Below are 21,022 nucleotides of genomic sequence, written 5' to 3' on the forward strand. Positions count from 1 at the left end.
CGTCTTGGCCGCACACCATGTCGCGGCTTGTATCTCGTACTCCTGGTTTTCGGTTCGCTGGACATCAGCTCAGTTTGGATGTCTTCAGCGGCCCGCGGAGCACAGTGCTCCCCGGTACCGAACAAAGGAACAGATCATGGCACAGGGCACCGTTAAGTGGTTCAACGCTGACAAGGGCTTCGGCTTCATCGCTCAGGATGGTGGCGGCGAGGACGTGTTCGTCCACTTCTCCGCGATCCAGTCCGGTGGCTACAAGTCGCTCGACGAGAACCAGAAGGTCGAGTTCGACCTCGCCCAGGGCCCCAAGGGTCCCCAGGCTGAGAACGTCCGCGTCTCCTGATTTAACTCCGAAGAGCCCCGACCGCACTGCGGTCGGGGCTCTTCGTGCATTTACCCCTCATCGCGTCCCGCAGCCCGGCGCTCAGCTCTCGGACTGCAGCCGGATCCCCGCCAGCAGCAGGTCCAGCGCCCGCCAGCGGTCGGCGTACCTGCGCAGGAACTCGGCCGGCTCGAGACCGCTCTCCACGAACTCCTTCGCTCTTCCACGGCGAGCGGGTCACCTTCCTGGTGCTGGCGGTGATCGTGGGCCTGGTCGCGACCTTCGGCTTGCTCTCCCTCACCGACTCCCGTGCCGCCACCGAGGAGCACTGAGGAAGGGAGGCCGGGGACGAGCTCTCACGGGATGACGCGGGCGTCGCGGTACTGCTGGGCGTAGTCGAAGAACGTCTTCCGGGAGTCGCGGGTCGCGGAGAAGCCCGCGGCGCGGCTCTTGTTCATGTCGGTGACGACCTCGATCTCGCGCCCCAGGTCGGCGTCGGAGTGCCACCAGGACGCGACGCGGGACAGGTCCGGCTCCACCAGGTCGTACTTGGCTGCCATCTCCCGCCACAGCGGCTCCGTGCCGGCCATCGAGGCCTCCAGCGTGCGCGGCGCCCCGGCGTACCCCTCCCACTCCAGGTCGAACCACGCCGCGATCTGGGGCCAGAGCCAGCGCCACCGGAAGACGTCGCCGTTGGCGGTGTTGAACGCCTGGTTCCGACCCGCGGGCGTCCGCGCGGCCCAGGTCATCTGCTCGGCGAGCAGGCCGGCGTCGGTGACGTCGGTCAGCGAGTTCCACTGCTTCTCCGAGCCGGGGAAGACGAAGGGCAGGTGCCGCTCGCGGCACAGCGAGGCGTAGGCGCACAGGGTGGCGACCATGTTCATCGCGTTGCCGGTGGCGAACCCGAACACCGTGTGGGAGCGGTGCACGCTCCAGGTGAACCCGTCGCGCTCGGCGGCGGCGAAGAGCTCGTCCTCCTGGGCGTAGTAGAAGTTGGGGTAGGGCAGCCGCTCCTCGTCCTCGTGGAACGGGGTGTCCGGCATCGCGCCCTGGCCGTAGGCCTCGAAGGGGCCGAGGTAGTGCTTGAGCCCGGTCATCAGGGCAACGTGCTTGAGCGACTTGCCCGGAGACAGCGCCGCCAGGAGGTCACGCACGGCGCCGCCGTTGACCCGGATGTTCTCGGACTCGGTCTCCATCCGGGTCCACGCGGTGATCGCCACGAACTCCGGCGCCACGTCGGCCAGCGCCGTGGCCAGCCCCGCGGGGTCGCCGAGGTCGGCACGGACGGGGCGTACGTCGGGGTGGGGCGTCGAGCCGCTGCGTGAGAGGCCATAGGTCTCCCAGCCGTCCTCGAGGAGTCGCCGGGCGACGGACTGCCCCACGATCCCGGTGGCTCCGACGACCAGGGCGCGCCCCGGTGAGGTGGTTGCTGACTCGGACATGGCAGTCCTCTCGCGGTGGGGGATCGGTCTACGACACCAGTGTGGTCTGGACCACTTTGGTCTTTGCGCCCGGCCCGGCTTACGGTGCTCCGGCCGGCGTTACCGGGAGGGGCGGCGTCGGCGCCGGGGTGTCACACGCCGACACCCGGAGGTCTCCGCACACCCGCGGTCCCAGCTCCCTCCCCGCTTCCCCCGGCTGCAGCCCCTCGGACTCGCACACCTCGGGAAGGTTCCCTCTCTTGTCACGCCTCAGCGCCACGTTGGCGCTCACTCTCGTCGGCTCCGTGGCCGCCGTCCTGGCCGGCTCGACGCCGGCCCAGGCCGCCGTGCCGACACGTCCCTTCGACCACTACGTCGCGCTCGGCGACTCGTTCACCGCGGGCCCGTTGATCCCGCCGACCAGCCTGGCGCCGTGTGCGCGCTCGACCAACAACTACCCGCGGATCCTGGCCGATCGGCTGGGCGTGAAGCTCACCGACGTCTCGTGCTCCTCGGCCCGCACCGAGCACATGACCACCCCTCAGGAGGGCATCCTCGGCACCGCGCCGCCGCAGTTCGACGCGCTGCGCCCCGACACCGACCTGGTCACCCTCGGCATCGGCGGCAACGACGGCGGCCTCTTCGGCACGCTGATCGACGAGTGCCCCGCGCTCGCCCCCAGCGACCCGGAGGGCTCGCCGTGCCAGGACGAGTTCACCCAGGGCGGCGTCGACCTGATGGCCGCCAAGATCGTCAAGACCAAGCAGGACGTGCTCGGCGTGCTCGACGGCATCCGCGAGCGGTCGCCGTACGCCGAGGTGGCGGTCGTCGGCTACCTCCGCCTGATGCCGGAGAGCGGCTCGTGCACCAACGGCGCGGTCCCGATGACCGGCAAGGACATGCTCTGGGCCGACAGCCTCCAGCGCCAGCTGAACACCGCGCTGGCCGAGGCCGCGGCGGAGCGCGGCGCGAAGTACGTCGACCTGTACGGCCCCTCGCGCGGCCACGACGCCTGCGCGGGCGAGGACGCTTGGGTGCAGGGCAAGTGGATCGACATCCTCAAGGCGATGGAGTACCACCCGTTCGCCTCCGGCATGGAGGCCGGCGCGAAGATCGTCTACGAGACCCTCTTCGGCACCGACCTGGCCCGCGGCCGGCAGGTCCAGGCCTCGGGCACCGAGCACGGCTACGCACCGTCGTACGCCGTGGACAACGACACCTCGACCCGCTGGGCCAGCGGTGAGTGGGCGGACGGCGCCTGGCTGCAGGTCGACCTCGGCGCCCGCCGGTCGGTGGACCGGCTGGTGCTCAACTGGGAGAAGGCGTACGCCGCCGGCTACCGGATCGAGGTCTCCGACGACGGCGCCACCTGGCGCACCGTGTGGGAGACGATCAACGGGGACGGCGGGCACGACACCGCCACCTTCGACGCCACGCAGGCTCGTTACGTCCGGGTCAGTGCCGCCAAGCGCGCGACGCGCTACGGCATCTCGCTCTTCGACCTGGAGGTCTACGGGCCGGCGGAGTCGGGGTCCCCGGGAGCGGGCACCGGAGCCGGGACGGGAGCGGGCACGGCGACGCAGGTTCCCGCGCCCACCGCGACCGAGACCAGCGCCGGCGCCACGACGGAGCAGCGGCGGGTCAACGCCACGGTGCTCGGCTCGCCCCGGCCCGACCGGGTCCGGGTGCGACTGGCCGACGGGAGCAAGGCCGTGGTCCGGCTCGTCGGGGTGAAGCAGCCCCGGTCGTCGTGTCGTCCCGCCGCCCGGAAGGCGGCCCGGAAGGTGCTGGCCAAGGGCAAGAAGGTGGTCCTGGTCCGCGACGCCCGAGCATCCGGCAAGCGCGCCTCGAGCCGCTACGTGATGGTGGGCGGCAAGGACCTGGGGAAGCGACTGGTGCGCGGCGGTCACCTGCTGGTGGCCAAGGGGTCCTTCACCAAGCGCAAGGCCTACACCAAGGTGCAGCGCGCCGCGCGGAAGCACGGACGCGGCTCGTGGGGCGGCTGCCGCTGACCTGAGCGCGACGGACTCCTCGGTCAGGTCGGAGCCAGACCTGGCCGAGGAGGCTCGCTGCCCGGGCCCTGCCTCAGCGTGCCCAGGTGGAGGTGAACCAGTGCACGGCCCCGGTCTCCGGGTCGTAGCTGCGCCGCGGCAGGGTGCCGATGTCGGCGCCGTAGACGTGGATGCCGATCACCGGCTCGGCGCCACCGCACGAGACCTGGTGCACGTCGTCGTCGGTGGTGCAGCACACCGTCACCTCACCGGCGGTCCACGAGTCGCTGCCCTCGGCGACCAGCGGGACGTCCGGTGCCGCGGGCTTGTGGAAGCGGGTCTCGACCTCGACACCGCTGTAGATGCCCACCACGCCCCAGGTCTCGTGGCCGTGCACCGGCGTGCCCTGGCCGACGTCCCAGACGGCGCTGGCGATCGAGAAGGCGCCGTCGGCGGCGACGTGCAGCGGGTACATCACGTAGCGCTCCGGGTCGGGCCGTCGCAGCAGCTCCGGGATCTCGAAGCCGCTGCGGAGCAGTGCGGTGAGCTCCCCGTGGACCGCCGCGGTCAGGGCCTGCTCGTCCAGGCCCTGGTCGATCAGCGCCCGCACGGTGGCGGCGAACTCCGCCACCTCGGGGATGTCGCTCTGCACGGGGACGATCTCCCTTGTCATCACACGCTCTCTCTCTGACGGGACGGCTGGCGGGACGGCTGACGGGGTGTGGCGGCATAGGCCAGGACGCGCTCCTGCAGGCCGGGCTCGGCCACCGAGCGGGCGAGCGCGGCGAGAGCGCCGTCGGCGTCGTAGGCACGGGCCTGGGCCAGCAGACCGGGCCGGGCGATCGGAGCGGTGAGCGCCCAGGTGCGCAGCACGGCGTCGACGCAGGGTTCCGGGTCGTCGGCGAGCTCGGTGAGCAGCCCCTCGCCGAGTGCCTCCGACGCGTCCCGCCGGCGGCCGCCGTCCAGGGCCCGGTGGGCGCCGGCCTGCGAGGAGAGCCGCGCCGTGCCCAGGACGACGCCGAAGGCCGAGCCCGGGAACCGGAACGATGCTCCCGGGGTGCCGATCCGCCTGTCGCAGGCCAGCGCGAGGTCGGCACCGGCGCCGATCGCGGCGCCCTCGACCACCGCGACGGTCAGGCAGGGCAGGGTCAGCAGCCGCTCCAGGACGAGGCCGATGCGCAGCAGCCGATGGGCCAGCGACCCGTCGGTCTCCTGGGGCAGGTCGGCGAGGTCGAGCCCGGCGGCGAAGTGCCGGTCGTTGCCGCGCAGCACCAGCGCGTCGGGGCGGGCCTCCGCGGCCTCCTCCAGCACGCCGTGGAGCGCCTCGACCAGCTCGGTGGAGAGCGCGTTGGCGCGGTCCGGCCGGTCGAGCGCGACCTGCCAGACCGCGCCGCGCCGGACCCGGAGCGTCACCGCGCCGCCCATTCGGCGAGCACCTCGGCGGTGTCGTGGCCGAGCAGCGGCGCCGCCCGGTCCAGCCGCGGGTCGAGCCCCGCGATCCGCGCGGGGAACACCACGGCCGGCGTCGGGCCGGCCAGCGGCACCTCCAGCTCGTCCACCAGCCCGGTGTCGCTGACGTGCCGGTCGGCGAGCATCTCGCCGAAGGTGTTGACCGGACCGCACGGGACCCCGCGGGCGCGCAGCTCGGTGAGCCAGTGCTCCCGCTTCTCCCGGTGGAACTGCTCCTGGAGCAGCGCCTCGAGGTCGTGCTGGTGCGCGACCCGGTCGAGCTGGGTCAGGAACCGGGGATCGGTCACCAGCCCAGGCAGCCCGACGACCTCGGCGACGGCGTGCCACAGCCGGTCGTTGCCCGCCGCGACCGTGAACTCCCCGTCGGCGGCCGCGAACCCCTGGTACGGCGCGTTGCGCGGGTGCGCGGTCCCCAGACGTTGCGGCTCCCGGCCCGACCCCCAGTACTCGCTCGTCTGCAGCGCCGAGACCCCGATGAGGCAGTCCAGCATGGGGCAGTCCACGTGCACCGAACGTCCGCTGTCGCGGACCTGCGGCAGCAGCGCGGCGATGGTGTAGGCGGCGTACAGGCCGGCGGTGAAGTCGCCGACCGGCACTCCCGCCTTCACCGGGTGCCCGTCGGGGTCGCCGGTGACGCTCATCAGCCCGGACATGCCCTGGATGACCACGTCGTAGGCGCCGTCGTTGACGTACGGGCTGGAGAGTCCGTAGCCGGAGATCGAGCAGTAGACCAGCCCCGGGTGGCCCGCGGTGACCTCGTCGTAGCCGAGCCCGAGCCGGTCGAGCACGCCCGGACGGTAGTTCTCCACCACCACGTCCGCGGCCTCGATCAGCTGCCGGGCGTGCGCGAGCTGGGCCGGGTCCTTCAGGTCCGCGACCACCGAGCGCTTGTTGCGGTTCACCGAGGCGAAGTTGTGGCTGAACCGCTGCTCGCCGTCGGCGGAGGTGGCGAACGGCGGCCAGGCGCGCATCTGGTCACCGCTCGGCGGCTCCACCTTGACGACGTCGGCGCCGAGGTCGGCCAGCAGCATCCCGGCGAACGGCCCGGCGGCCACGTGCGCCAGCTCCACCACCCGGACGCCCTCGAGGGGTCGACGCAGCGGGGGAGCGGCTGGACGACTGCGCTCAGGCACTGGCCACCTCGGGAACGGGTGCGATGACGTGCTCGGCGAAGAGCTCCTTGCCGGCGCGCCAGGTGGCCGGGTCGAGGCCGGGGGAGTCCGCGTGGTGGTAGGTCATGGTGTGGCCGAGGCGGCCCTGGAGCTGCTCGAACTTCTCGCGCACCTCCGCCGGGCTGCCGACCAGGGCGGTGCTGGTGGCCAGGTAGGACTCGAAGTCGTCGTACGGCAGCCGGCCGAAGACCTGGCCGAACTGCTGCATCTGGCAGTCGAACGCCGGCCGGAACTGCCGGCGGGCGTCCTGGCTGCTCGCGGCGACGTGCACCCCGGCGACCCCGACGCCGACCTGGACCTCGGCCGCGTCGCGGCCGTTCGCGGCCCACTCCTCCCGGTAGGTCGCGAGGTGCTGAGCCACCGCGTCGATCGTGGCGAAGAGGTTGCCGCTGACGAGCCGTTCGCCCCAGGCCGCCGGCCGGGCGGCCGACTCGCGCGAGGAGAGCCCGGCGTGCCAGACGGGGATCCGCGGCTGCCTCGGCGGGGGCGAGAGCTCGACGCCGTCGAGGGCGGGCCGGAGCCCACCGTCGTACGTCGCGGAGCGGTTGTGCCACAGGTCGCGCAGCAGCTCGTACGACGCGACCGTCAGGGGCGTCTGCTGCTCGGCGCTGATGCCGAAGACCTTGGCGGAGGTCGGGCCGAGGCCGGTCCCGATGATGAGCTCGAGCCGTCCACCCGAGAGCTGGTCCACCGTGGCGTAGTCCTCGTAGGCCCGCACCGGGTCGTGCATGGCGATCGTGGTGGCGGCGGTGAACAGGCGGATCGTCGACGTGCGAGCCGCGAGGTAGCCCAGCAGCACGGCCGGCGACGAGCTCAGGTACGTCGGCTCGTGGCGCTCGCCGACGCCGAACCCGTCGAACCCGAGGCTCTCGGCGAACGCGGCGGTGTCGCCGAGCTGCCGGTAGCGCTGGGAGACGTCGGCGCCCGGCTCGTGCGGGATGAGGCTCATCAGCATGAAGCGGTGCTGCGGGCTCATGCCGTGACCCCGTCCAGGGCGAGCTCGCTGACGATCGCCGGCAGGTCGCGTCCCAGGCGCAGGGACTCCAGGAAGAGCACGATGGTCGCCGCGACCGCGCGGTGCGTGGCGTCGTTGAGCACGTCGTGCCGTCCGCCGTGGACCACCTTGACCACGGCGTGGGGCACGCCGGCGTACGGCGCGACGGCCTCGTCCAGGGCCGTGACGGTGTCGGCGTCCCCGTGCAGCACCAGCGTGGGCTGCTCCGGTACGACGGGTGCCTCCCAGTCGCGGGGAAGCGGCAGGTTGAGCGCGCCGCGCTCGAAGGCGCTGTCGCCCTCGAGGACTCCGCGGTGCACGGGGCACGCCGAGCGCGCGTCCAGCTCGGCCGCCCAGTCGTCCACGCCGGCCCAGGAGGCCGAGGAGGCCGACGCGGCACCGGCGATGATCGCCGCGTCCGCGTGCACGTCGTCGGCCACCCGACCCACCCAGCTGGCCCCGGTGTCGGCGCCGAGCAGCACCTTGGGGGCCGGCAGGGACTCGTCGGCGACCAGCTTCTCCAGGACCGTGCGGCTGCCCTCGGTGTCGTCGAGGTCCAGGGCTACCAGCCGCACCTTCCAGCTCTCCGCCGCGATGCGCCGGCCGAAGCGCTGGTACTGCGCCGTTGTTTCACCCCGGCCCGGGACGACGATGAGCGTCCCGCGCGGGACCGCGCCGGTCGGCTCGTCCCAGGCGTCCGGGCCCCGCTCCCCGGTGCTCATGCGCTCGCGCCCGAGGTGCGCGCCGCGGCGTACCTGTTGGCCGGGACCGGAAGGCCCAGGTTGCCGCGCAGGGTGTCGGACTCGTAGTCCTTCCGGTAGACGCCGCGCTCCTGGAGGATCGGCACCACCTCCTGCACGAAGCGGGAGAAGTTCGCCGGGTGCCCGGTGTGGATGTTGAAGCCGTCGGCGGCCCGCGCCTCCCACCACTCGACGAGCTTGTCGGCGACGGTCGACGGCGATCCCACGAACTCGCGCTTGCGCCACACCCGGGTGGACTCGACGGCCTCGCGCAGGGTCCAGCCGTTGTCGACGGCGCGCTTCGTGATCGCCTGCGCCTGGGTGTAGAACGAGCGCTCGCCGTAGGCGAGGGTCTCGGCCGGGAAGGGGGCGTCGAGGTCGTACTGGGTGAAGTCGTGCCAGCCGAACGGGCGCCCGAACTCCCCCAGCGCGGCCTCGAAGGTGTGGTCCACCTCGTGGTAGTGCGCCTCGAGCTCGCGGGCCTCCTCGTCGGTGTCGGCCACGACCACCTGGACCCCCGGCATCACCACGAGCTCGTCGGGGTTGCGGCCGAACTTGTCCCGGGCCCGGGCCTTGATGTCGGTGTAGAACGCCTGGCCGCTCGGCACGTCGGGTGCGTGGGTGAAGATGCCCTCGCCCACGCTGGCGCCGAGGTCACGGCCCTGGTCGGAGTCGCCGGCCTGGAAGATCACCGGGGCGCCCTGGCGCGAGCTCTCGATGTTGAGCGGGCCCCGGACCTTGAAGTACTCGCCCTCCCAGTTCAGCGTGTGCTGCTTCGCGGCGTCGAGGAACTGCCCGGTCTCCCGGTTGCGCGGGAAGGCGTCGTCCTCGTAGGAGTCCCACAGCGCGCGGGCGAGCTCGACGTACTCCCGGGCCCGCCCGTAGCGGGTGTCGTAGTCGTACATCTCGTCGAGGCCGTAGTTGAGTGCGGTCCCGGCGTCGCCGGTGGTGACCACGTTCCAGCCGGCGCGGCCGCCGCTGATCAGGTCGAGCGAGGCGAGGCGGCGCACCAGGTTGAACGGGCTGTTGAAGCTGGTCGTCAAGGTGCCGACCAGACCGATGTTGGTGGTGTGGGTCGCCAGCGCGCTCAGCAGGGTGAGCGGCTCCAGCCGGTTGAGGTAGTGCGGCGGCGAGTACGGGGTGATGAACTGGCTGTCGACGATGAAGAGCAGGTCGAACTTCGCCGCCTCGGCCTCCTTGACGGCCTTGAGGTACCAGCCGATGTTGACGCTCGCGTCGCCCGGGATGTCCGGGTCGTGCCAGAGCGTGTGCTGACCGGGGCCGCCGGTCGGGGTGGTGACCGCCCCCAGGTGAATCTGCCGCTTCGCCATCATCATCCAATCCGTGATACGCGCCCGAACCTCTCGAGTCGCATTGAACACAATCTCAACTAAGTTACGAGACAATGTCCAACAATGAGTCACCACTTCATCCATCACGTCCGCTGATGGGTAGGACGGACAGGTCTGCCGAGCAATGCCAGGAACCCTCGACATCACCCCGCTGCGCAGCTTCGTCGCCGTCGCTGACAACGGCGGCTTCCAGCGAGCCGCCGACGCGCTGCACCTGAGCCAGGCGGCCGTCAGCCAGCACGTACGCCGTCTGGAGCTGGCCGTGGGGCGGCGGCTGTTCGAGCGGGACGGGCGGTCCTCGCGGTTCACCCACGACGGCGAGGCGCTGCTCGGCTACGCGCGCCGGCTGCTGGAGCTGCACGACCGCACCCTGGCCCACTTCCTCCCCGACGAGGTCCCGGCGCTGGCCATCGGCTCCACCGAGCACGCCGCGGCCCAGCTGCTGCCCGCCCTGACCGGCGCCATGGGCAGTGCCCTGCTCCGGCACGAGGTGCGCCTGCGGCTCGACCGCGGCGTCCGCCTGCGGGAGGACCTCGCCGCGGGTCGGCTCGACCTGGCGATCCTGCCGGGACCGACGGCGAACCCCGAGCTCGACGGGTCGGCCAGTGCCCTGACCGTCGGCTCGCTCGAGCTCACCTGGTACGCCGCCCCCGGGTGGAGGCTGCCCGGTGACGGCACGGTGCCGATCGTCGTCTTCGAGAGCCCGTGCGCGCTGCGGGTGCGCGCGGTGGAGACGCTGAACGCCCACGGGCTCAGTCCGAGCGTGGTCGGCGAGGCGGTCCAGCTCGCCGGGGTGCAGGCGGCCGCCGCCGCGGGCGTGGGGGTCGCGCTGATGGCCACGCTGGGCCAGGTGCCCACGGGTCTCGTCGAGGTCGAGGACCTGCCGCTGGTGCCGCCGCTGGAGTTCGCGGTGTGGGGGCGCTCCGGGATCGACCCCGGGCTGCTCGCCTTCGTCGCCGACGCCCTGGGCCGGACGGTGGCCGCCGCCCCACGTGCGGAGCGGGGTGTCGACGTGGCGGTGTGAGCGCGGTGACCCATCGCGCTGGGCGATGAATGCGGCGAGAAAGCGTTGTTGGACTCCAGGCGTCCTGACGGGCACCCTCGTACCCGTCCCGGATTAAGTCGATCAACTAACTTATATTCAGGACTCGCAGCCGCCTCAGCGGTGGCGCCCGATCCACGGGGTCCTGACGACCCCGGCAGCGCGGCCTGGCCGCAAGAAAGGCTGAATCGCACCATGAGGAAGAAGTCGCGCCCCACCCTGGCTGCGCCCGCCCCCCGCGGCACCGTCCGCCGTCGCACGAACCGCGTGCGGCGCTCCCTCGTCGCCGCGTCCGCGGCCGTCCTGACCGCCTCGCTCCTGGCCGCCTGCGGTGGCTCGAGCTCGTCCGGTGCCGCCGGCAGCGGCACCGGGGGCGTCCTCAACATCGCCAACCCCGGCGACGTGCCGGCGTACGACCCGGTGGTGCTCGGCCCCACCGCAACCACCCAGACGCTCTCGCTGATCTACGAGCCCCTCTTCACCCTCGACGAGGCCGGCAAGATCCAGCCGGCCCTCGCGACCGAGTACACCTTCAACGACAAGGGCGACCGGCTCTCGCTGACCCTGCGCAAGGGGCTGACGTTCCAGGACGGTTCCCCGCTCGACGCCGAGGCCGTCGTCTACCACCTCGAGCGCGGCCTCTCCCAGGAGAACTCGGCGCTGAAGGCGGCGTACCACGAGATCAAGAGCGTGAAGGCGGTGGACGCCACCCACGTCCAGATCGACCTCATCCGGACCGACTTCGGATTCCCGCTGATCCTGGCGAACCGCTCCGCCCTGATTGCCAGCAAGCAGGCCGCGGAGAGCGACCTGAAGACCCTCAACGCCACCGGTCCCGTGGGGCGGGCCCGTTCAAGGTGGTCAAGGTCGTGCCCGGCGCGTCGATCACGCTGGAGAAGTGGGACGGCTACTGGGACGCCGACAACATCAAGATCGACAGCGTCAAGGTCAGCCTGCAGACCGACCCGGCCACGGTGCTCTCCGGTCTGCAGACCGGCGTCTACAACTTCGCGCTCAGCCTGTCGCCGCAGAACGTCGAGTCGGCCAAGTCCTCAGGCCTGAAGGTGTGGGCGGACACGGCGGCCAACTGGGTCGCCGCGTTCGTCAACGTCAACAAGAAGATCGCCCCCTTCACCAACCCCAAGGTCGTCGAGGCGTTCAACGCCGCCATCGACCGCGAGGCGTTCGTAAAGAACCTGACCTTCGGGCTCGGTGTCGCGAGCGCCAACCCGGTGCCCTCGAACAACCCGGCGTTCAACCCCGCCATCGACGAGGAGATCGCCTTCGACCCGGCGAAGGCCAAGAAGCTGCTCGCCGAGTCGGGCGAGAAGGACCTCTCGATCGAGGTCCACGTCTTCCCGACGACGTCGGCTCCCGCGGAGCAGCTCCAGCAGCAGCTGGAGGCCGTGGGCTTCAAGGTCAAGATCGTCGCCGACGACACCACGTCGTTCTACCCCGGCTACTACGGCAAGACCCAGCAGGCCGCGGTCTACGGCTACGTGGGGCGGGACAACAAGCTGCTCGCCCTCGACGAGCACTTCTCGGAGTCCGGCATCCTGAACCTCTCCGCGACCGAGGACCCGGCCTACACCGCCGCGCGGCAGAAGGTACTCACCACCCCGCTCGACGACCCGAACTACGACGACTACCTCCAGGCTGCCGCCAAGGTCGGCGTCGAGACCGGCGGCAGCGTCTTCCTCTACACCTCGCCCACCGCCTCGGTGACGTCGGCGGACGTCTCCGACTTCGGCAAGACCGACGGCTTCTTCCGCTGGAACGGGATCACGGTCGGATGACCGTGCTCGCGGAGAGCGGGACGGACTGGACCGTCCGGCCCGCCCTCCACCGTCTGCGGCGGGTCGCCGCCGGCGCGGGGCGGCTGCTGGCCGCCTTCGTCCCGGTCTTTCTGCTCGGCTCGATCTTCACCTTCCTGCTGGGCGCGTTGAGCGGGCGGAGCCCGGCGGTCATCCAGCTGGGCGAGAACGCCACGCCGGAGGCGGTCGAGGCGATGAACAAGGAGTGGGGCCTGGACCGGCCCTTCCTCGTCCAGTACGTCGACTGGCTCGGCGACGTGCTCCGCGGCGACTTCGGGGTGAGCTGGGCGAACAACACCCCGGTCAGCGAGCTGCTCGCCGGCCGGGCGGCGATCAGCCTCTCCGTGGCGGTGCTCGCCCTGGTGCTGGGCGTCGTCGTCGGGTCGGCCCTCGGCGCCCTGGCCGCGCACTACCACGGCTCGTGGTTCGACCGGGGCGTCACGATCTTCACCTCGATCATCTCCGTGATGCCGCCCTTCATCGTGGGCATCGCGCTGATCGTCGTCGTGGCGGTCCGCTTCGAGTGGCTCCCCGCCGCCAGCTACGTGCCGTTCGAGCAGGGGCTCTGGCCGTGGCTGAGCCACATCATCCTGCCGGCGCTGGCGCTCAGCCTGGACACCATCTCCGACATGGCGCGGCAGCTGCGCGTGGGCCTGCTCAACACCTCGAAGGAGAACTACGTGACCGGGGCGATCGTGCGCGGTCTCAGCCCTCGCCGGGTGTTCTTCGTCCACACCCTGCGCAACGGCGTCGGTCCGGCCATCGCCGTGCTCGGGCTCAAGTTCCCCAACCTGCTCGGCGGTGCGGTGGTCACGGAGTCGATCTTCCAGCTCTCCGGCTACGGCCTGTTCTCCGCGCAGTCGGCGATCAAGGGCGACGTCCCGGCCGTCCAGGCCGTGCTGGTGGTCGCGGTGATCCTCGTCGTCGTCTTCAACCTGGTCGTCAACGCGGTCCTCGCCCTGCTCATCCCGGCATCGAAGAGAGGTGTGTGATGGTCCGCAACGTGCTGCGGCTCCGGAGCGGGCAGGTGGCGGTGACGATGCTGGCGCTCCTGGTCCTGCTCGCCGTCCTCGGCGGCTTCCTGGCGCCGTACGAACCCAACGCCACCGTCGGGGACCCCCTGACCGGTCCCTCGGGAGGGCACTGGCTCGGCGCCGACTACCTCGGGCGCGACGTGCTGAGCCGCCTGCTCGCGGGCTCCGCGCTGAGCCTCGCCGGCGCGCTGTTCGTCGCGGTCCTGGCCTTCCTCCTCGGGACGGTGCCGGGCATGCTGTCGATCTACCTCGGCCGGACGTTCGAGTGGATCTCGCTGCGGCTGACCGACACCCTGATCGCGCTGCCGTTCCTGGTTTTCGCGGTGGCGATGACGGCCCTGCTCGGCAACGGCGTGGTGCAGGCGCTCTTCGCGGTCGGCATCCTGCTCGCCCCCGTCTTCTACCGCGTGGCGCGCAGCGCCACGATGGGCGTCGAGAGCTCGCAGTACGTCGAAGCGGCCGTCCTGGCCGGGGCCAGCACCAGCTGGGTGGTCTCCAAGCACGTGCTGGTCAAGGTGCTGCCGCCGCTGGCGATCTCGTTCGCGACGACCCTGGGCATGGGCCTGGTGGTCATCGCGAGCCTGACGTTCCTCTCCATCGGTGTCACCCCGCCCACCGCGACCTGGGGCGGCGTGCTGGCCACCGACCTCCAGTTCATCGCGATCCGGCCCTTCGCCCCGTTCGTCCCGGTCGTGCTCATCCTCGTCTCGGTGCTGGCCTGCAACCTGCTCGCCGACGCCATCCGGGACGTGACGGGCGAGTCGGGCCGGCAGCTCCTCGCCGCTCGGGAGGCCAGGCGGTCACGCCGTCGCCCCCTGGTCGCGGCACCATCCCCCGCTGGAACCCCCGAAGGAGACACCCATGTCTGACAGCGTTCTCACCGTGCGGGACCTCGAGATCACCAACACGGTGACGGGAGCACCGCTCGTCCACCGGGTGGACCTCGACCTGCGGCGGGGCCAGGTGCTGGGCATCGTCGGCGAGTCCGGAAGCGGCAAGACGATCACGATCCGCGCCGTGCTCGGCATCCTGCCGCACGTCCTGGAGATCACCCGCGGCTCCATCGAGATCCTGGGCCGAGCGACGACCAGCTTCAGCGCCCAGGACTGGATCGACACCCGAGGCACCGTCATCTCGGCGGTGTTCCAGGACCCGGGCTCCTACCTCAACCCCTCCATCCGCATGGGCAAGCAGGTCCAGGAGGTGCTGCGCGTCAAGAAGGGCCTGTCCCGTGCCGAGGCGCGGGCCGAGACCCTGCGTCTCTTCGAGGCAGTGCACCTGCGCGACCCCGAGCTGGTCTACCAGCAGTACACCCACGAGCTGTCCGGCGGCATGCTGCAGCGGGTGCTGATCGCCGCGGCCATCGCGCTGGGACCCGAGGTCCTCATCGCCGACGAGGCCACCACCGCCCTGGACGTGACCGTGCAGGCCGAGATCCTCGACCTCCTCGTGGAGCTCAAGGAGAGGGAGGGGCTCTCCCTCGTGGTGATCTCCCACGACCTGGCGGTCGTCGCCCAGCTGTGCGACGACGTCCTGGTGATGCGGGACGGGGAGGTCATCGAGCATGGCACCGCCGAGGCCGTGCTGCGCTCCCCGCAGCACGAGTACACCCAGCTGCTCATCGCCGAGCACGAGCGGTACGGGCTCGACTACTTCTTCGCCAAGCACGCCCTCGCCTCGTCACGGAAGGTCGCCACCTATGCCTGACCTGCCCCGCACCCGTCCGCTGCTCGCCCTCGAGCGCATCGACGTGCACTACGGCCGTGGCCGCACCAGCACTCACGTCATCCATGACGTGAGCCTCCAGGTCGCCCGCGGCGAGATCGTCGGACTCATCGGGGAGAGCGGCTCGGGCAAGTCCACGATCGCGCGCGCGGTCCTCGGCCTGGTGGGGCTCAGCGGCGGTGACATCCATGTCGACGGTGAGCACGTCAACGTCCACTCGCGGGCCCAGCGCCGCGCCTTCCGGCGCCGCGGCGTCGTGCAGTACGTCTTCCAGGATCCGCTGCGCAGCCTCGACGGCGACGTCTCGATCGGCGACTCGATCGCGGAGCCGCTCCGCATCCGCGGCGGCCTGTCCCGGGCGGCGGTCAAGGAGAAGGTCCGCGAGTACGCCGGCAAGGCCCGGCTCGACGTTCAGCTGCTCGACTGCTATCCGGCCGAGATCTCGGGTGGGCAGCGACAGCGCGCGGCCATCGCACGGGCGCTGATCACCGAGCCCAAGCTGCTGATCCTCGACGAGCCCGTGAGCGCGCTCGACGCGGCGACCCGGGTGCGGATCATCGACGGTCTGACCGCCCTGCGCGACGAGGGCATCGGCATGCTCTACATCTCCCACGACCTCGGCTCGGTGGCCGGCGTGACTGACCGCACCGTGGTGCTGAGCCAGGGAGTCGTGGTGGAGTCCGGCCGCACCCAGGACGTGGTCACCGACCCGCAGCACCTCTACACCAGGCTGCTCGTCGGCTCGGCGCCGCTGCTCTCGGGGGAGGCGCTGACCCGGCATGAGCGCAACGAGCTTCGCAGGCAGCTGAGTCAGGCCTTCTTGGACAGCGACGAGGCCAGGGACCAGGGCCCTAGTCTTCGGACATGAACGCACGGGGGCTCGGACTGATGGTGACGGCGCTGTTGACTGCGCTGCTGACGACACTTCTCGGGGGCCAGGCCGCCACGGCGGCTTCTCTCGAAGCTGCGGCACCTGCCGACAACGGGCCGCGCTTCCTGGAGGACTACCCCAGCTTCTCGCCCAACGGGGACGGGGACCATGACCGTCTCGAGGTCGGCTACCAGCTCCGAGTCGGCGCTGTCGTCCAGATCCGGGTAGAGCCGCGCACCAAGGTTGCGCCGTTCACCGTCGCGCTCGGGTGGAAGCCAGCAGGCCGCCACACCTGGAGGTGGAACGGGCGGACCCCACAGGGGAGGCTCGTGCCAGAGGGCTTGTACGAGGTCCACCTCCTGACGCCACAGGGTCGCGCGGAGTCGTTCGCGTCGCTGGACCTGACGTTCGAGTCAGGGGTCTTCGTCTCGGAGCGCTTCGGTGCCCCTCGCGACCAGGTCTCCAAGGTCTACCCGCGCTCCGTCGCCGTCCGGGACGGCGTACGCCTGTTCGTCGGCCGGGTTTCCGACGGTGAGGTGCGAAGCGGTGTCGTGACCTTCCGCAACGCGTCCGGTGGCGTCGTGCTGCGCCGTGACCTGCGTTCCCTGGACCGGGACGACGAGCTGATCTGGGAGGGTCGCGACAGTCGGGGACGCCCGCTGCCGCCAGGTCGCTACCTCGCCACTGTGTCGGGGGCCGACAGGCTGGGCAACGAGGGCGCCAGCAAGCCGCTGCGGCTGTGGGTCTCCCAGGATCGCCTGGTGTGGCGTCAACGGACCCGGGTGCTGACGGCGCAGAAGGCGTGGATCTCGCCGTGCAGCGGCAGTACGACTCCCGAGTGCCAGATGACCGTCCCCGGTGGGGAGGTGACGCCCAGTGTCCGTCTCGCGGGCGGACTGACCCACCGGGCTGAGCCGAGCCAACCCTTCATGGGAAGAGCCCGGTCACAGCACTTCCTGGCGGTGCCGAAGGCAGTGCGCGGGGTGGACGCCATCCGGGTCGCCTTCGCCGGTGAGCCGACGAACCCGGGCGGGACCGACGTCGGCCACCTCTCCGCGGGAGCGGGCGGGCCGGGAGCCGAGGCCATGGTGTCCTCCGGCAGCACAGGACGAACGCGATGGGTCGAGGACCCGGTCTATGGCGACGGGGTCGAGCGCTCGGACCGCGACCGCCGGCGACTGCCGGGCGCTTACTGGGAGTTCTGGACCGAAGGGGATGACGCGTTCGACGTGGGCACCTTCACGGTGAGCCTCCGCTACCTGGCCGTCGCCGGGTAGCCAGCCCCGGTCACCGGCAAGAACGAAGGCACGAGTGCGGCTCGTTGGGTCGGCGTGGAGCCACCCTGCTGGGGGCGCAGCGCAGCACGACCCTTGATCGACTCAGGCAAGCACGTCCTTGAGACAAAGCAACTCGCGCGGGTGGCCACAGGGCCGTTCAGGCGCGCGCCGCGGCGACCTCACGTCGTACGGCGGGGGCCACCTCGGCCGCGAACAGCTCGGTGGTGGCGGTGTCGTCGGAGGGGAGGATGAACCCGCTGGTGCCGTAGGTGAGGGCGATGTCGGTGAGCTCCTCGACCCACTGCTCGGGCGGGCCCTGGAGGACGCCGGTGCTGGTGCGGGCGAAGGCGCCGGAGATGTTGAGGAAGCGTCGTACGGCACGGGGGTCCCGCCCGGCGGACTCGACGCCCTCGTCGATGTGCTTGTTCATGGCGGTGAGGTCGGCGGCGCCGCCGGGCAGGTAGGGCAGGGAGGGCAGCCAGCCGTCGGCGACCCGGCCGGTCAGGTCCAGCATGCGTGGCTTGTAGGCGCCGATCCAGATGCCGGGGTGGTGGGCCGGCGCCGGTCCGCGCTTGGCGCCGCTGACCGAGTAGTGGGTGCCGGTGACGCTCAGGCCGCCCGGCTGGTCGGTGTCCCAGATGCCGCGGATGATGGTGACCGCCTCCTCCAGGGCCGCGATCGACTCGCCAGCGGTCCGCCGAGGCCCGCCCATGGCCTCCACGCCGTCCCAGAAGGCACCGGCGCCGATGCCGAGCTCGACGCGTCCGCCGGAGAGCAGGTCGGCCGTGGCGACGCTGCGGGCGAGCACGGCGGGCGGGCGCAGCGGCAGGTTGGTTACGTTGGCGCTGAGGTGGATCCGCTCGGTACGGGCCGCGGCGTAGGCGATCAAGGTCCAGGTGTCGTGGAACTTCGCGACGTACGGGTGGTCCTGGAAGGTGACCAGGTCCAGGCCGGCCCGGTCGGCCACGATCGCCTGCTCCACCGCGTGGTGGACCGGCTGGTTGGTCGGGGTGACGAAGGTGCCGAAAAGCAGGTCGTGTCCGTAGTCGGTCATGCGAGGCTCCTGGTGGGTGGGGTGGCGAGGTTGAAGTTGTCGCGGAACAGGTTGGTCGGGTCGAGCTCGGCCTTCAGGGCCCGCAGCCGGGCCAGGGTGGCCGGCGGGAACGCCTCGAGGATGCGGTCGGGGCCGGTGTCGGTCTCGAAGCTCAGGTAGCTGCCGGACAGGTGCGGCCGGAGCTGGTCCCAGGCGCGGTCGACGCGCTGGGCGTTGGCGCCCATGGCGACGATGGAGAATCGGGCGTCGCGGTGCGCGAAGGCCGTCGCGTCCCGGGGCACGTCGGCGACCGCCCCGCCCATGCTGCGCAGCTGGAACCAGTGCACCGCGCCGCTGGCGAGCAGCCGCGCGCTCGCAGCGGCGACCTCGGGCGTGAGCTCGGTGACCAGCCCGGACCGGGAGACCGGCTCGCCGCGTCCCTGGTGCGGCGCGTCGGGGAACATGTTCATCACCGCCGCGTACGGCGCGATCACCACCTGCTGCTGGACCAGCGGCGCGATCTCGGCGAACGGCTGGAGCTGCGCCACGACGACGTCGGGGTCGTCGGAGGCGACCATCGCCATGATCTGGGCGACCCCGGATCTGCCCATGATCAGGTTGGGGGTGGTCTCCCGTGGGGCGGCATCGGTGACGCGACCGAACTCCTCGAGGAACGCGGCCGGGTCGTCGACCCGGAAGGCGAGCTGGGCCCAGCCGATGTCGGGCACCTCGTCAACGGTGAACTCGAACGACGTGACGATGCCGAAGTTGGCGCCGGCGCCGCGGACGGCCCAGAACAGCTCGGGGTGCTCGGTGTCGCTGGCCCGTACGACGGAGCCGTCGGCCAGCACCATCTCGACGGCGCGCAGGTGGTCGATGGTCAGACCGTGCTTGCGGCCCAGGAACCCGATGCCACCGGCGGTGGCCAGGCCACCGACCCCGACCCCGCCGTAGTCGCCCGAACCGAGCGCCCAGCCGTGGGGCTGGAGGGCGCTGGCGACGTGCTTCCACCGCGCGCCGGGCCCGACGCGGACGAGTCGACGGGATGCGTCGAGGACCTCGATCGCGTCCAGGGCGCCGACGTCGATGACGAGGCCGCCGTCGTTGGTGGAGCGACCGCTGATGCCGTGACCGCCGCTGCGGACTCCCAGCGGCAGGTGCTGGTGGCGCCGGGCGACCGCGACCGCCTCCACCACCTCGGCCGGGCTCTGCGGTCGGAGCACCAGCCCCGGGCTGCCGCCGCGCAGGTACGTCGACCGGACACCCGGGTACGCAGCGTCGCCGGGTTCCACCGCGGTCCCGGCCAGCACGTCGGGCAGTCCGTCGTAGTCGATCCCGGGACGGCGGTGCGCCCGGAGGTCGGATCGGACTGCCCGTCCGTGCTGCGTCATGATGCGCCTCTTCTTGACCGGTCCTGGGTGGCTCAGGCGGCGCGCCGGGCCGCCAGCGCGGCTCCGGTCTCGACGGCAGCTTCCTCGGCGCTCTTGCGCATCACCGCCGCCAGCTCGGCGAACTCGTCGAGAGCGGGGTTGATGCCGACGAGGGTGAACTCGCGCTCGATCAGCGTCAGGTCCGCGCCCCACAGGTCGACCAGGATCCGACGCAGGTAGTCGGTGTTGTGGTCCCAGCCCTCGCGCGGGGTCCCGGCGCCGTAGGCGCCGCCGCGGGTGACCACCAGAGCGGTCGGGGTGCCCTCCAGCAGCCGGGCGCCCTGCGGTGCGCCGGCCAGCGCCAGGTCGATCCAGGACTTCACGTGCTGGGAGACGCCGAAGTTGTAGAGCGGGAGCGCGAGCACGGCCGTGGTGGCCTGCTGCAGCTCGTCGGCCAGCTGCTGCGCGAGGCCCAGAGCCTGGTGCTGCGCGTCAGTACGGTCCGTCTCCGCGGTGGCGCCGCCGACGACCGCCGAGGCCCAGGCCTCCGCAGGCAGCGGGTCGCGGCCGAGGTGCCGGCGTACGACGGGGGCGTCGGGGTGCGCGGTGGTGAGCTCGGTGAGGACGAGGTCCCCCAGCGCGCTGCTGGCGGAGTGGTCGCCCTGGATGGAGGAATCGACACGAAGGATGGACACGGGAGTCTCCTGACGAGGGGGCGCGAGGATCGACCCCGCTTGAATGTTCAAGTCACACGGTAGCCGCTGTGACTTGAACATTCAAGCCCCGCGCTATCCTGGGTACGTGACCGCAGAGAAGGAGAGCCGGATCCACTCGGCCCAGGAGGACGAGCCGTGGCTGACGCCCGAGCAGCAGCGCGAGTGGCGCGGGCTCGTGGCACTGCTGATGACCCTTCCGGCCGCCCTGGACGCTCAGCTCAAGCGCGACGGCGGAGTGAACTCGTTCGAGTACCAGCTGCTCGCCGCCCTGGGGGAGGCGCCCGATCACAGGATGGTCCTCAGTGACCTGGCCCTGCTCGCCCAGGGATCGCTCTCGCGGATCTCGCACGCCGTGACGCGGCTCGAGCGCGCCGGCTGGGTGGAGCGAGGGTCCTGCTCCGTGCCCGGTGCTCGGCGCACGGAGGCCCGACTCACCGAGGCGGGCCTGGCCAAGCTCGAGGAGCTCGCCCCCGGTCACGCCCGCGAGGCGCGCCGGCTGGTGGTCGACAGACTGACCCCGGAGCAGCTCGCTGCTCTGGGCGAGGCGGCTCGGACGATCGCCCGGGCCTGCGCCGAGGACGGGCCGCCCGAGTGTCGCGAGAAGATCGTCGACTGCTGAGCTCGTCGGCGGTGACCCGCGCGGGCGGCCTCCGGGGTCGATAGCGTGTCGTCATGAACGCA

Annotated in this window: 20 protein-coding genes and 1 pseudogene; 11 read left to right on the top strand and 10 right to left on the bottom strand. The window is 71.6% G+C overall.

From position 1 onward, the window contains the following. Positions 1-136 precede the first annotated feature (136 nt). Positions 137-340 carry a cold-shock protein gene (locus C0R66_RS01390; protein WP_101523180.1) on the top strand — a complete coding sequence of 68 codons (204 nt, stop codon included), beginning with the start codon at positions 137-139 and terminating at the stop codon, positions 338-340. 335 nt (positions 341-675) lie between these two features. On the opposite strand, the gene C0R66_RS01400 is transcribed toward C0R66_RS01390, so the two are convergent. Continuing rightward, complete coding sequence (locus C0R66_RS01400; RefSeq protein ID WP_101523182.1) at positions 676-1,761, bottom strand: SDR family oxidoreductase; 1,086 nt, start codon at positions 1,759-1,761, stop codon at positions 676-678. A gap of 239 nt (positions 1,762-2,000) precedes the next feature. Between C0R66_RS01400 and C0R66_RS18510 the strand changes: the two genes are divergently transcribed. Beyond that, a complete protein-coding gene (locus C0R66_RS18510; RefSeq protein WP_158647822.1) occupies positions 2,001-3,752 on the top strand; it encodes a discoidin domain-containing protein in 1,752 nt (583 codons plus the stop codon). 73 nt (positions 3,753-3,825) lie between these two features. Here C0R66_RS18510 and C0R66_RS01410 read toward each other — a convergent pair whose 3' ends face one another. From C0R66_RS01410 to C0R66_RS01435, 6 genes are read right to left on the bottom strand one after another with little or no spacing between them, the layout of a single operon-like run. Beyond that, positions 3,826-4,404, bottom strand: a complete 579-nt coding sequence (locus tag C0R66_RS01410; RefSeq protein ID WP_158647823.1) for a cysteine dioxygenase family protein — start codon at positions 4,402-4,404, stop codon at positions 3,826-3,828. Continuing rightward, positions 4,404-5,156: an enoyl-CoA hydratase/isomerase family protein gene (locus tag C0R66_RS01415; RefSeq protein ID WP_101523184.1), complete on the bottom strand. Its 753-nt coding sequence runs from the start codon at positions 5,154-5,156 to the stop codon at positions 4,404-4,406. The genes C0R66_RS01410 and C0R66_RS01415 overlap by 1 nt, the downstream gene beginning before the upstream one ends. Next, positions 5,141-6,334, bottom strand: a complete 1,194-nt coding sequence (locus C0R66_RS01420; RefSeq protein WP_199286758.1) for a CaiB/BaiF CoA transferase family protein — start codon at positions 6,332-6,334, stop codon at positions 5,141-5,143. Before C0R66_RS01420 ends, C0R66_RS01415 begins: the two co-directional genes overlap by 16 nt. Then, positions 6,327-7,349, bottom strand: a complete 1,023-nt coding sequence (locus C0R66_RS01425; RefSeq protein WP_101523185.1) for an LLM class flavin-dependent oxidoreductase — start codon at positions 7,347-7,349, stop codon at positions 6,327-6,329. Before C0R66_RS01425 ends, C0R66_RS01420 begins: the two co-directional genes overlap by 8 nt. Continuing rightward, on the bottom strand, positions 7,346-8,089 hold the full coding sequence (locus C0R66_RS01430; protein WP_101523186.1) for an alpha/beta hydrolase: 744 nt from the start codon (positions 8,087-8,089) through the stop codon (positions 7,346-7,348). The genes C0R66_RS01425 and C0R66_RS01430 overlap by 4 nt, the downstream gene beginning before the upstream one ends. Continuing rightward, the gene (locus tag C0R66_RS01435; protein ID WP_199286759.1) at positions 8,086-9,444 is read right to left on the bottom strand and encodes an NtaA/DmoA family FMN-dependent monooxygenase; all 1,359 of its coding nucleotides are present in this window, start codon (positions 9,442-9,444) and stop codon (positions 8,086-8,088) included. Before C0R66_RS01435 ends, C0R66_RS01430 begins: the two co-directional genes overlap by 4 nt. Positions 9,445-9,583: 139 nt before the next feature. On the opposite strand from C0R66_RS01435, the gene C0R66_RS01440 reads away from it, so the two are divergent. The 8 genes and pseudogenes from C0R66_RS01440 (at position 9,584) to C0R66_RS01475 (ending at position 17,222) form a co-directional block, all read left to right on the top strand. After that, entirely contained in the window at positions 9,584-10,483 is a 900-nt protein-coding gene (locus tag C0R66_RS01440) for a LysR family transcriptional regulator (RefSeq protein WP_101523187.1), read from the top strand. Positions 10,484-10,696: 213 nt separating this feature from the next. Next, a pseudogene (locus C0R66_RS20045) lies at positions 10,697-11,299 on the top strand (ABC transporter substrate-binding protein); the annotation flags it as partial. Between the two features lie 71 nt (positions 11,300-11,370). Beyond that, positions 11,371-12,297: an ABC transporter substrate-binding protein gene (locus tag C0R66_RS20050; RefSeq protein ID WP_338418206.1), complete on the top strand. Its 927-nt coding sequence runs from the start codon at positions 11,371-11,373 to the stop codon at positions 12,295-12,297. Next, positions 12,294-13,307 (top strand): ABC transporter permease, encoded by a 1,014-nt coding sequence (locus C0R66_RS01455; protein ID WP_101523190.1) that lies wholly within the window; start codon positions 12,294-12,296, stop codon positions 13,305-13,307. The genes C0R66_RS20050 and C0R66_RS01455 overlap by 4 nt, the downstream gene beginning before the upstream one ends. Beyond that, positions 13,307-14,218 (top strand): ABC transporter permease, encoded by a 912-nt coding sequence (locus tag C0R66_RS01460; protein WP_101523191.1) that lies wholly within the window; start codon positions 13,307-13,309, stop codon positions 14,216-14,218. The genes C0R66_RS01455 and C0R66_RS01460 overlap by 1 nt, the downstream gene beginning before the upstream one ends. Then, positions 14,211-15,056 carry an ABC transporter ATP-binding protein gene (locus C0R66_RS01465; protein WP_101523192.1) on the top strand — a complete coding sequence of 282 codons (846 nt, stop codon included), beginning with the start codon at positions 14,211-14,213 and terminating at the stop codon, positions 15,054-15,056. Before C0R66_RS01460 ends, C0R66_RS01465 begins: the two co-directional genes overlap by 8 nt. Next, positions 15,049-15,942 carry an ABC transporter ATP-binding protein gene (locus tag C0R66_RS01470; protein ID WP_101523193.1) on the top strand — a complete coding sequence of 298 codons (894 nt, stop codon included), beginning with the start codon at positions 15,049-15,051 and terminating at the stop codon, positions 15,940-15,942. Before C0R66_RS01465 ends, C0R66_RS01470 begins: the two co-directional genes overlap by 8 nt. Then, positions 15,939-17,222 (top strand): hypothetical protein, encoded by a 1,284-nt coding sequence (locus C0R66_RS01475; RefSeq protein WP_101523194.1) that lies wholly within the window; start codon positions 15,939-15,941, stop codon positions 17,220-17,222. The genes C0R66_RS01470 and C0R66_RS01475 overlap by 4 nt, the downstream gene beginning before the upstream one ends. Before the next feature lie 157 nt (positions 17,223-17,379). On the opposite strand, the gene C0R66_RS01480 is transcribed toward C0R66_RS01475, so the two are convergent. Genes C0R66_RS01480 through C0R66_RS01490 form a run of 3 tightly spaced genes read right to left on the bottom strand, consistent with a single transcriptional unit; the run spans position 17,380 to position 20,320 of the window. Further along, positions 17,380-18,276: an LLM class flavin-dependent oxidoreductase gene (locus tag C0R66_RS01480; protein WP_101523195.1), complete on the bottom strand. Its 897-nt coding sequence runs from the start codon at positions 18,274-18,276 to the stop codon at positions 17,380-17,382. Then, complete coding sequence (locus C0R66_RS01485) at positions 18,273-19,646, bottom strand: FAD-binding oxidoreductase (protein WP_101523196.1); 1,374 nt, start codon at positions 19,644-19,646, stop codon at positions 18,273-18,275. Before C0R66_RS01485 ends, C0R66_RS01480 begins: the two co-directional genes overlap by 4 nt. A 32-nt stretch (positions 19,647-19,678) precedes the next feature. Next, a complete protein-coding gene (locus C0R66_RS01490) occupies positions 19,679-20,320 on the bottom strand; it encodes an FMN-dependent NADH-azoreductase (RefSeq protein WP_101523197.1) in 642 nt (213 codons plus the stop codon). 106 nt (positions 20,321-20,426) lie between these two features. On the opposite strand from C0R66_RS01490, the gene C0R66_RS01495 reads away from it, so the two are divergent. Beyond that, positions 20,427-20,960, top strand: coding sequence for a MarR family winged helix-turn-helix transcriptional regulator (locus C0R66_RS01495; protein WP_199286760.1), 534 nt, complete (start codon positions 20,427-20,429; stop codon positions 20,958-20,960). Positions 20,961-21,022: the final 62 nt, after the last annotated feature.

Origin of the sequence: Nocardioides houyundeii, from assembly GCF_002865585.1 — a bacterium.
GTDB lineage: Bacteria > Actinomycetota > Actinomycetes > Propionibacteriales > Nocardioidaceae > Nocardioides > Nocardioides houyundeii.

Excerpts from the sequence above, each read along its gene's own strand:
- C0R66_RS01440 (WP_101523187.1), top strand. The coding sequence starts at position 9,584 with ATGCCAGGAACCCTCGACATCACCCCGCTGCGCAGCTTCGTCGCCGTC.
- C0R66_RS01460 (WP_101523191.1), top strand. The coding sequence starts at position 13,307 with ATGGTCCGCAACGTGCTGCGGCTCCGGAGCGGGCAGGTGGCGGTGACG.
- C0R66_RS01415 (WP_101523184.1), bottom strand. The coding sequence starts at position 5,156 with ATGGGCGGCGCGGTGACGCTCCGGGTCCGGCGCGGCGCGGTCTGGCAG.
- C0R66_RS01435 (WP_199286759.1), bottom strand. The coding sequence starts at position 9,444 with ATGATGATGGCGAAGCGGCAGATTCACCTGGGGGCGGTCACCACCCCG.
- C0R66_RS01430 (WP_101523186.1), bottom strand. The coding sequence starts at position 8,089 with ATGAGCACCGGGGAGCGGGGCCCGGACGCCTGGGACGAGCCGACCGGC.
- C0R66_RS01475 (WP_101523194.1), top strand. The coding sequence starts at position 15,939 with ATGAACGCACGGGGGCTCGGACTGATGGTGACGGCGCTGTTGACTGCG.
- C0R66_RS01455 (WP_101523190.1), top strand. The coding sequence starts at position 12,294 with ATGACCGTGCTCGCGGAGAGCGGGACGGACTGGACCGTCCGGCCCGCC.
- C0R66_RS01410 (WP_158647823.1), bottom strand. The coding sequence starts at position 4,404 with ATGACAAGGGAGATCGTCCCCGTGCAGAGCGACATCCCCGAGGTGGCG.
- C0R66_RS01480 (WP_101523195.1), bottom strand. The coding sequence starts at position 18,276 with ATGACCGACTACGGACACGACCTGCTTTTCGGCACCTTCGTCACCCCG.
- C0R66_RS01470 (WP_101523193.1), top strand. The coding sequence starts at position 15,049 with ATGCCTGACCTGCCCCGCACCCGTCCGCTGCTCGCCCTCGAGCGCATC.
- C0R66_RS01485 (WP_101523196.1), bottom strand. The coding sequence starts at position 19,646 with ATGACGCAGCACGGACGGGCAGTCCGATCCGACCTCCGGGCGCACCGC.
- C0R66_RS01465 (WP_101523192.1), top strand. The coding sequence starts at position 14,211 with ATGTCTGACAGCGTTCTCACCGTGCGGGACCTCGAGATCACCAACACG.
- C0R66_RS01400 (WP_101523182.1), bottom strand. The coding sequence starts at position 1,761 with ATGTCCGAGTCAGCAACCACCTCACCGGGGCGCGCCCTGGTCGTCGGA.
- C0R66_RS01390 (WP_101523180.1), top strand. The coding sequence starts at position 137 with ATGGCACAGGGCACCGTTAAGTGGTTCAACGCTGACAAGGGCTTCGGC.
- C0R66_RS01425 (WP_101523185.1), bottom strand. The coding sequence starts at position 7,349 with ATGAGCCCGCAGCACCGCTTCATGCTGATGAGCCTCATCCCGCACGAG.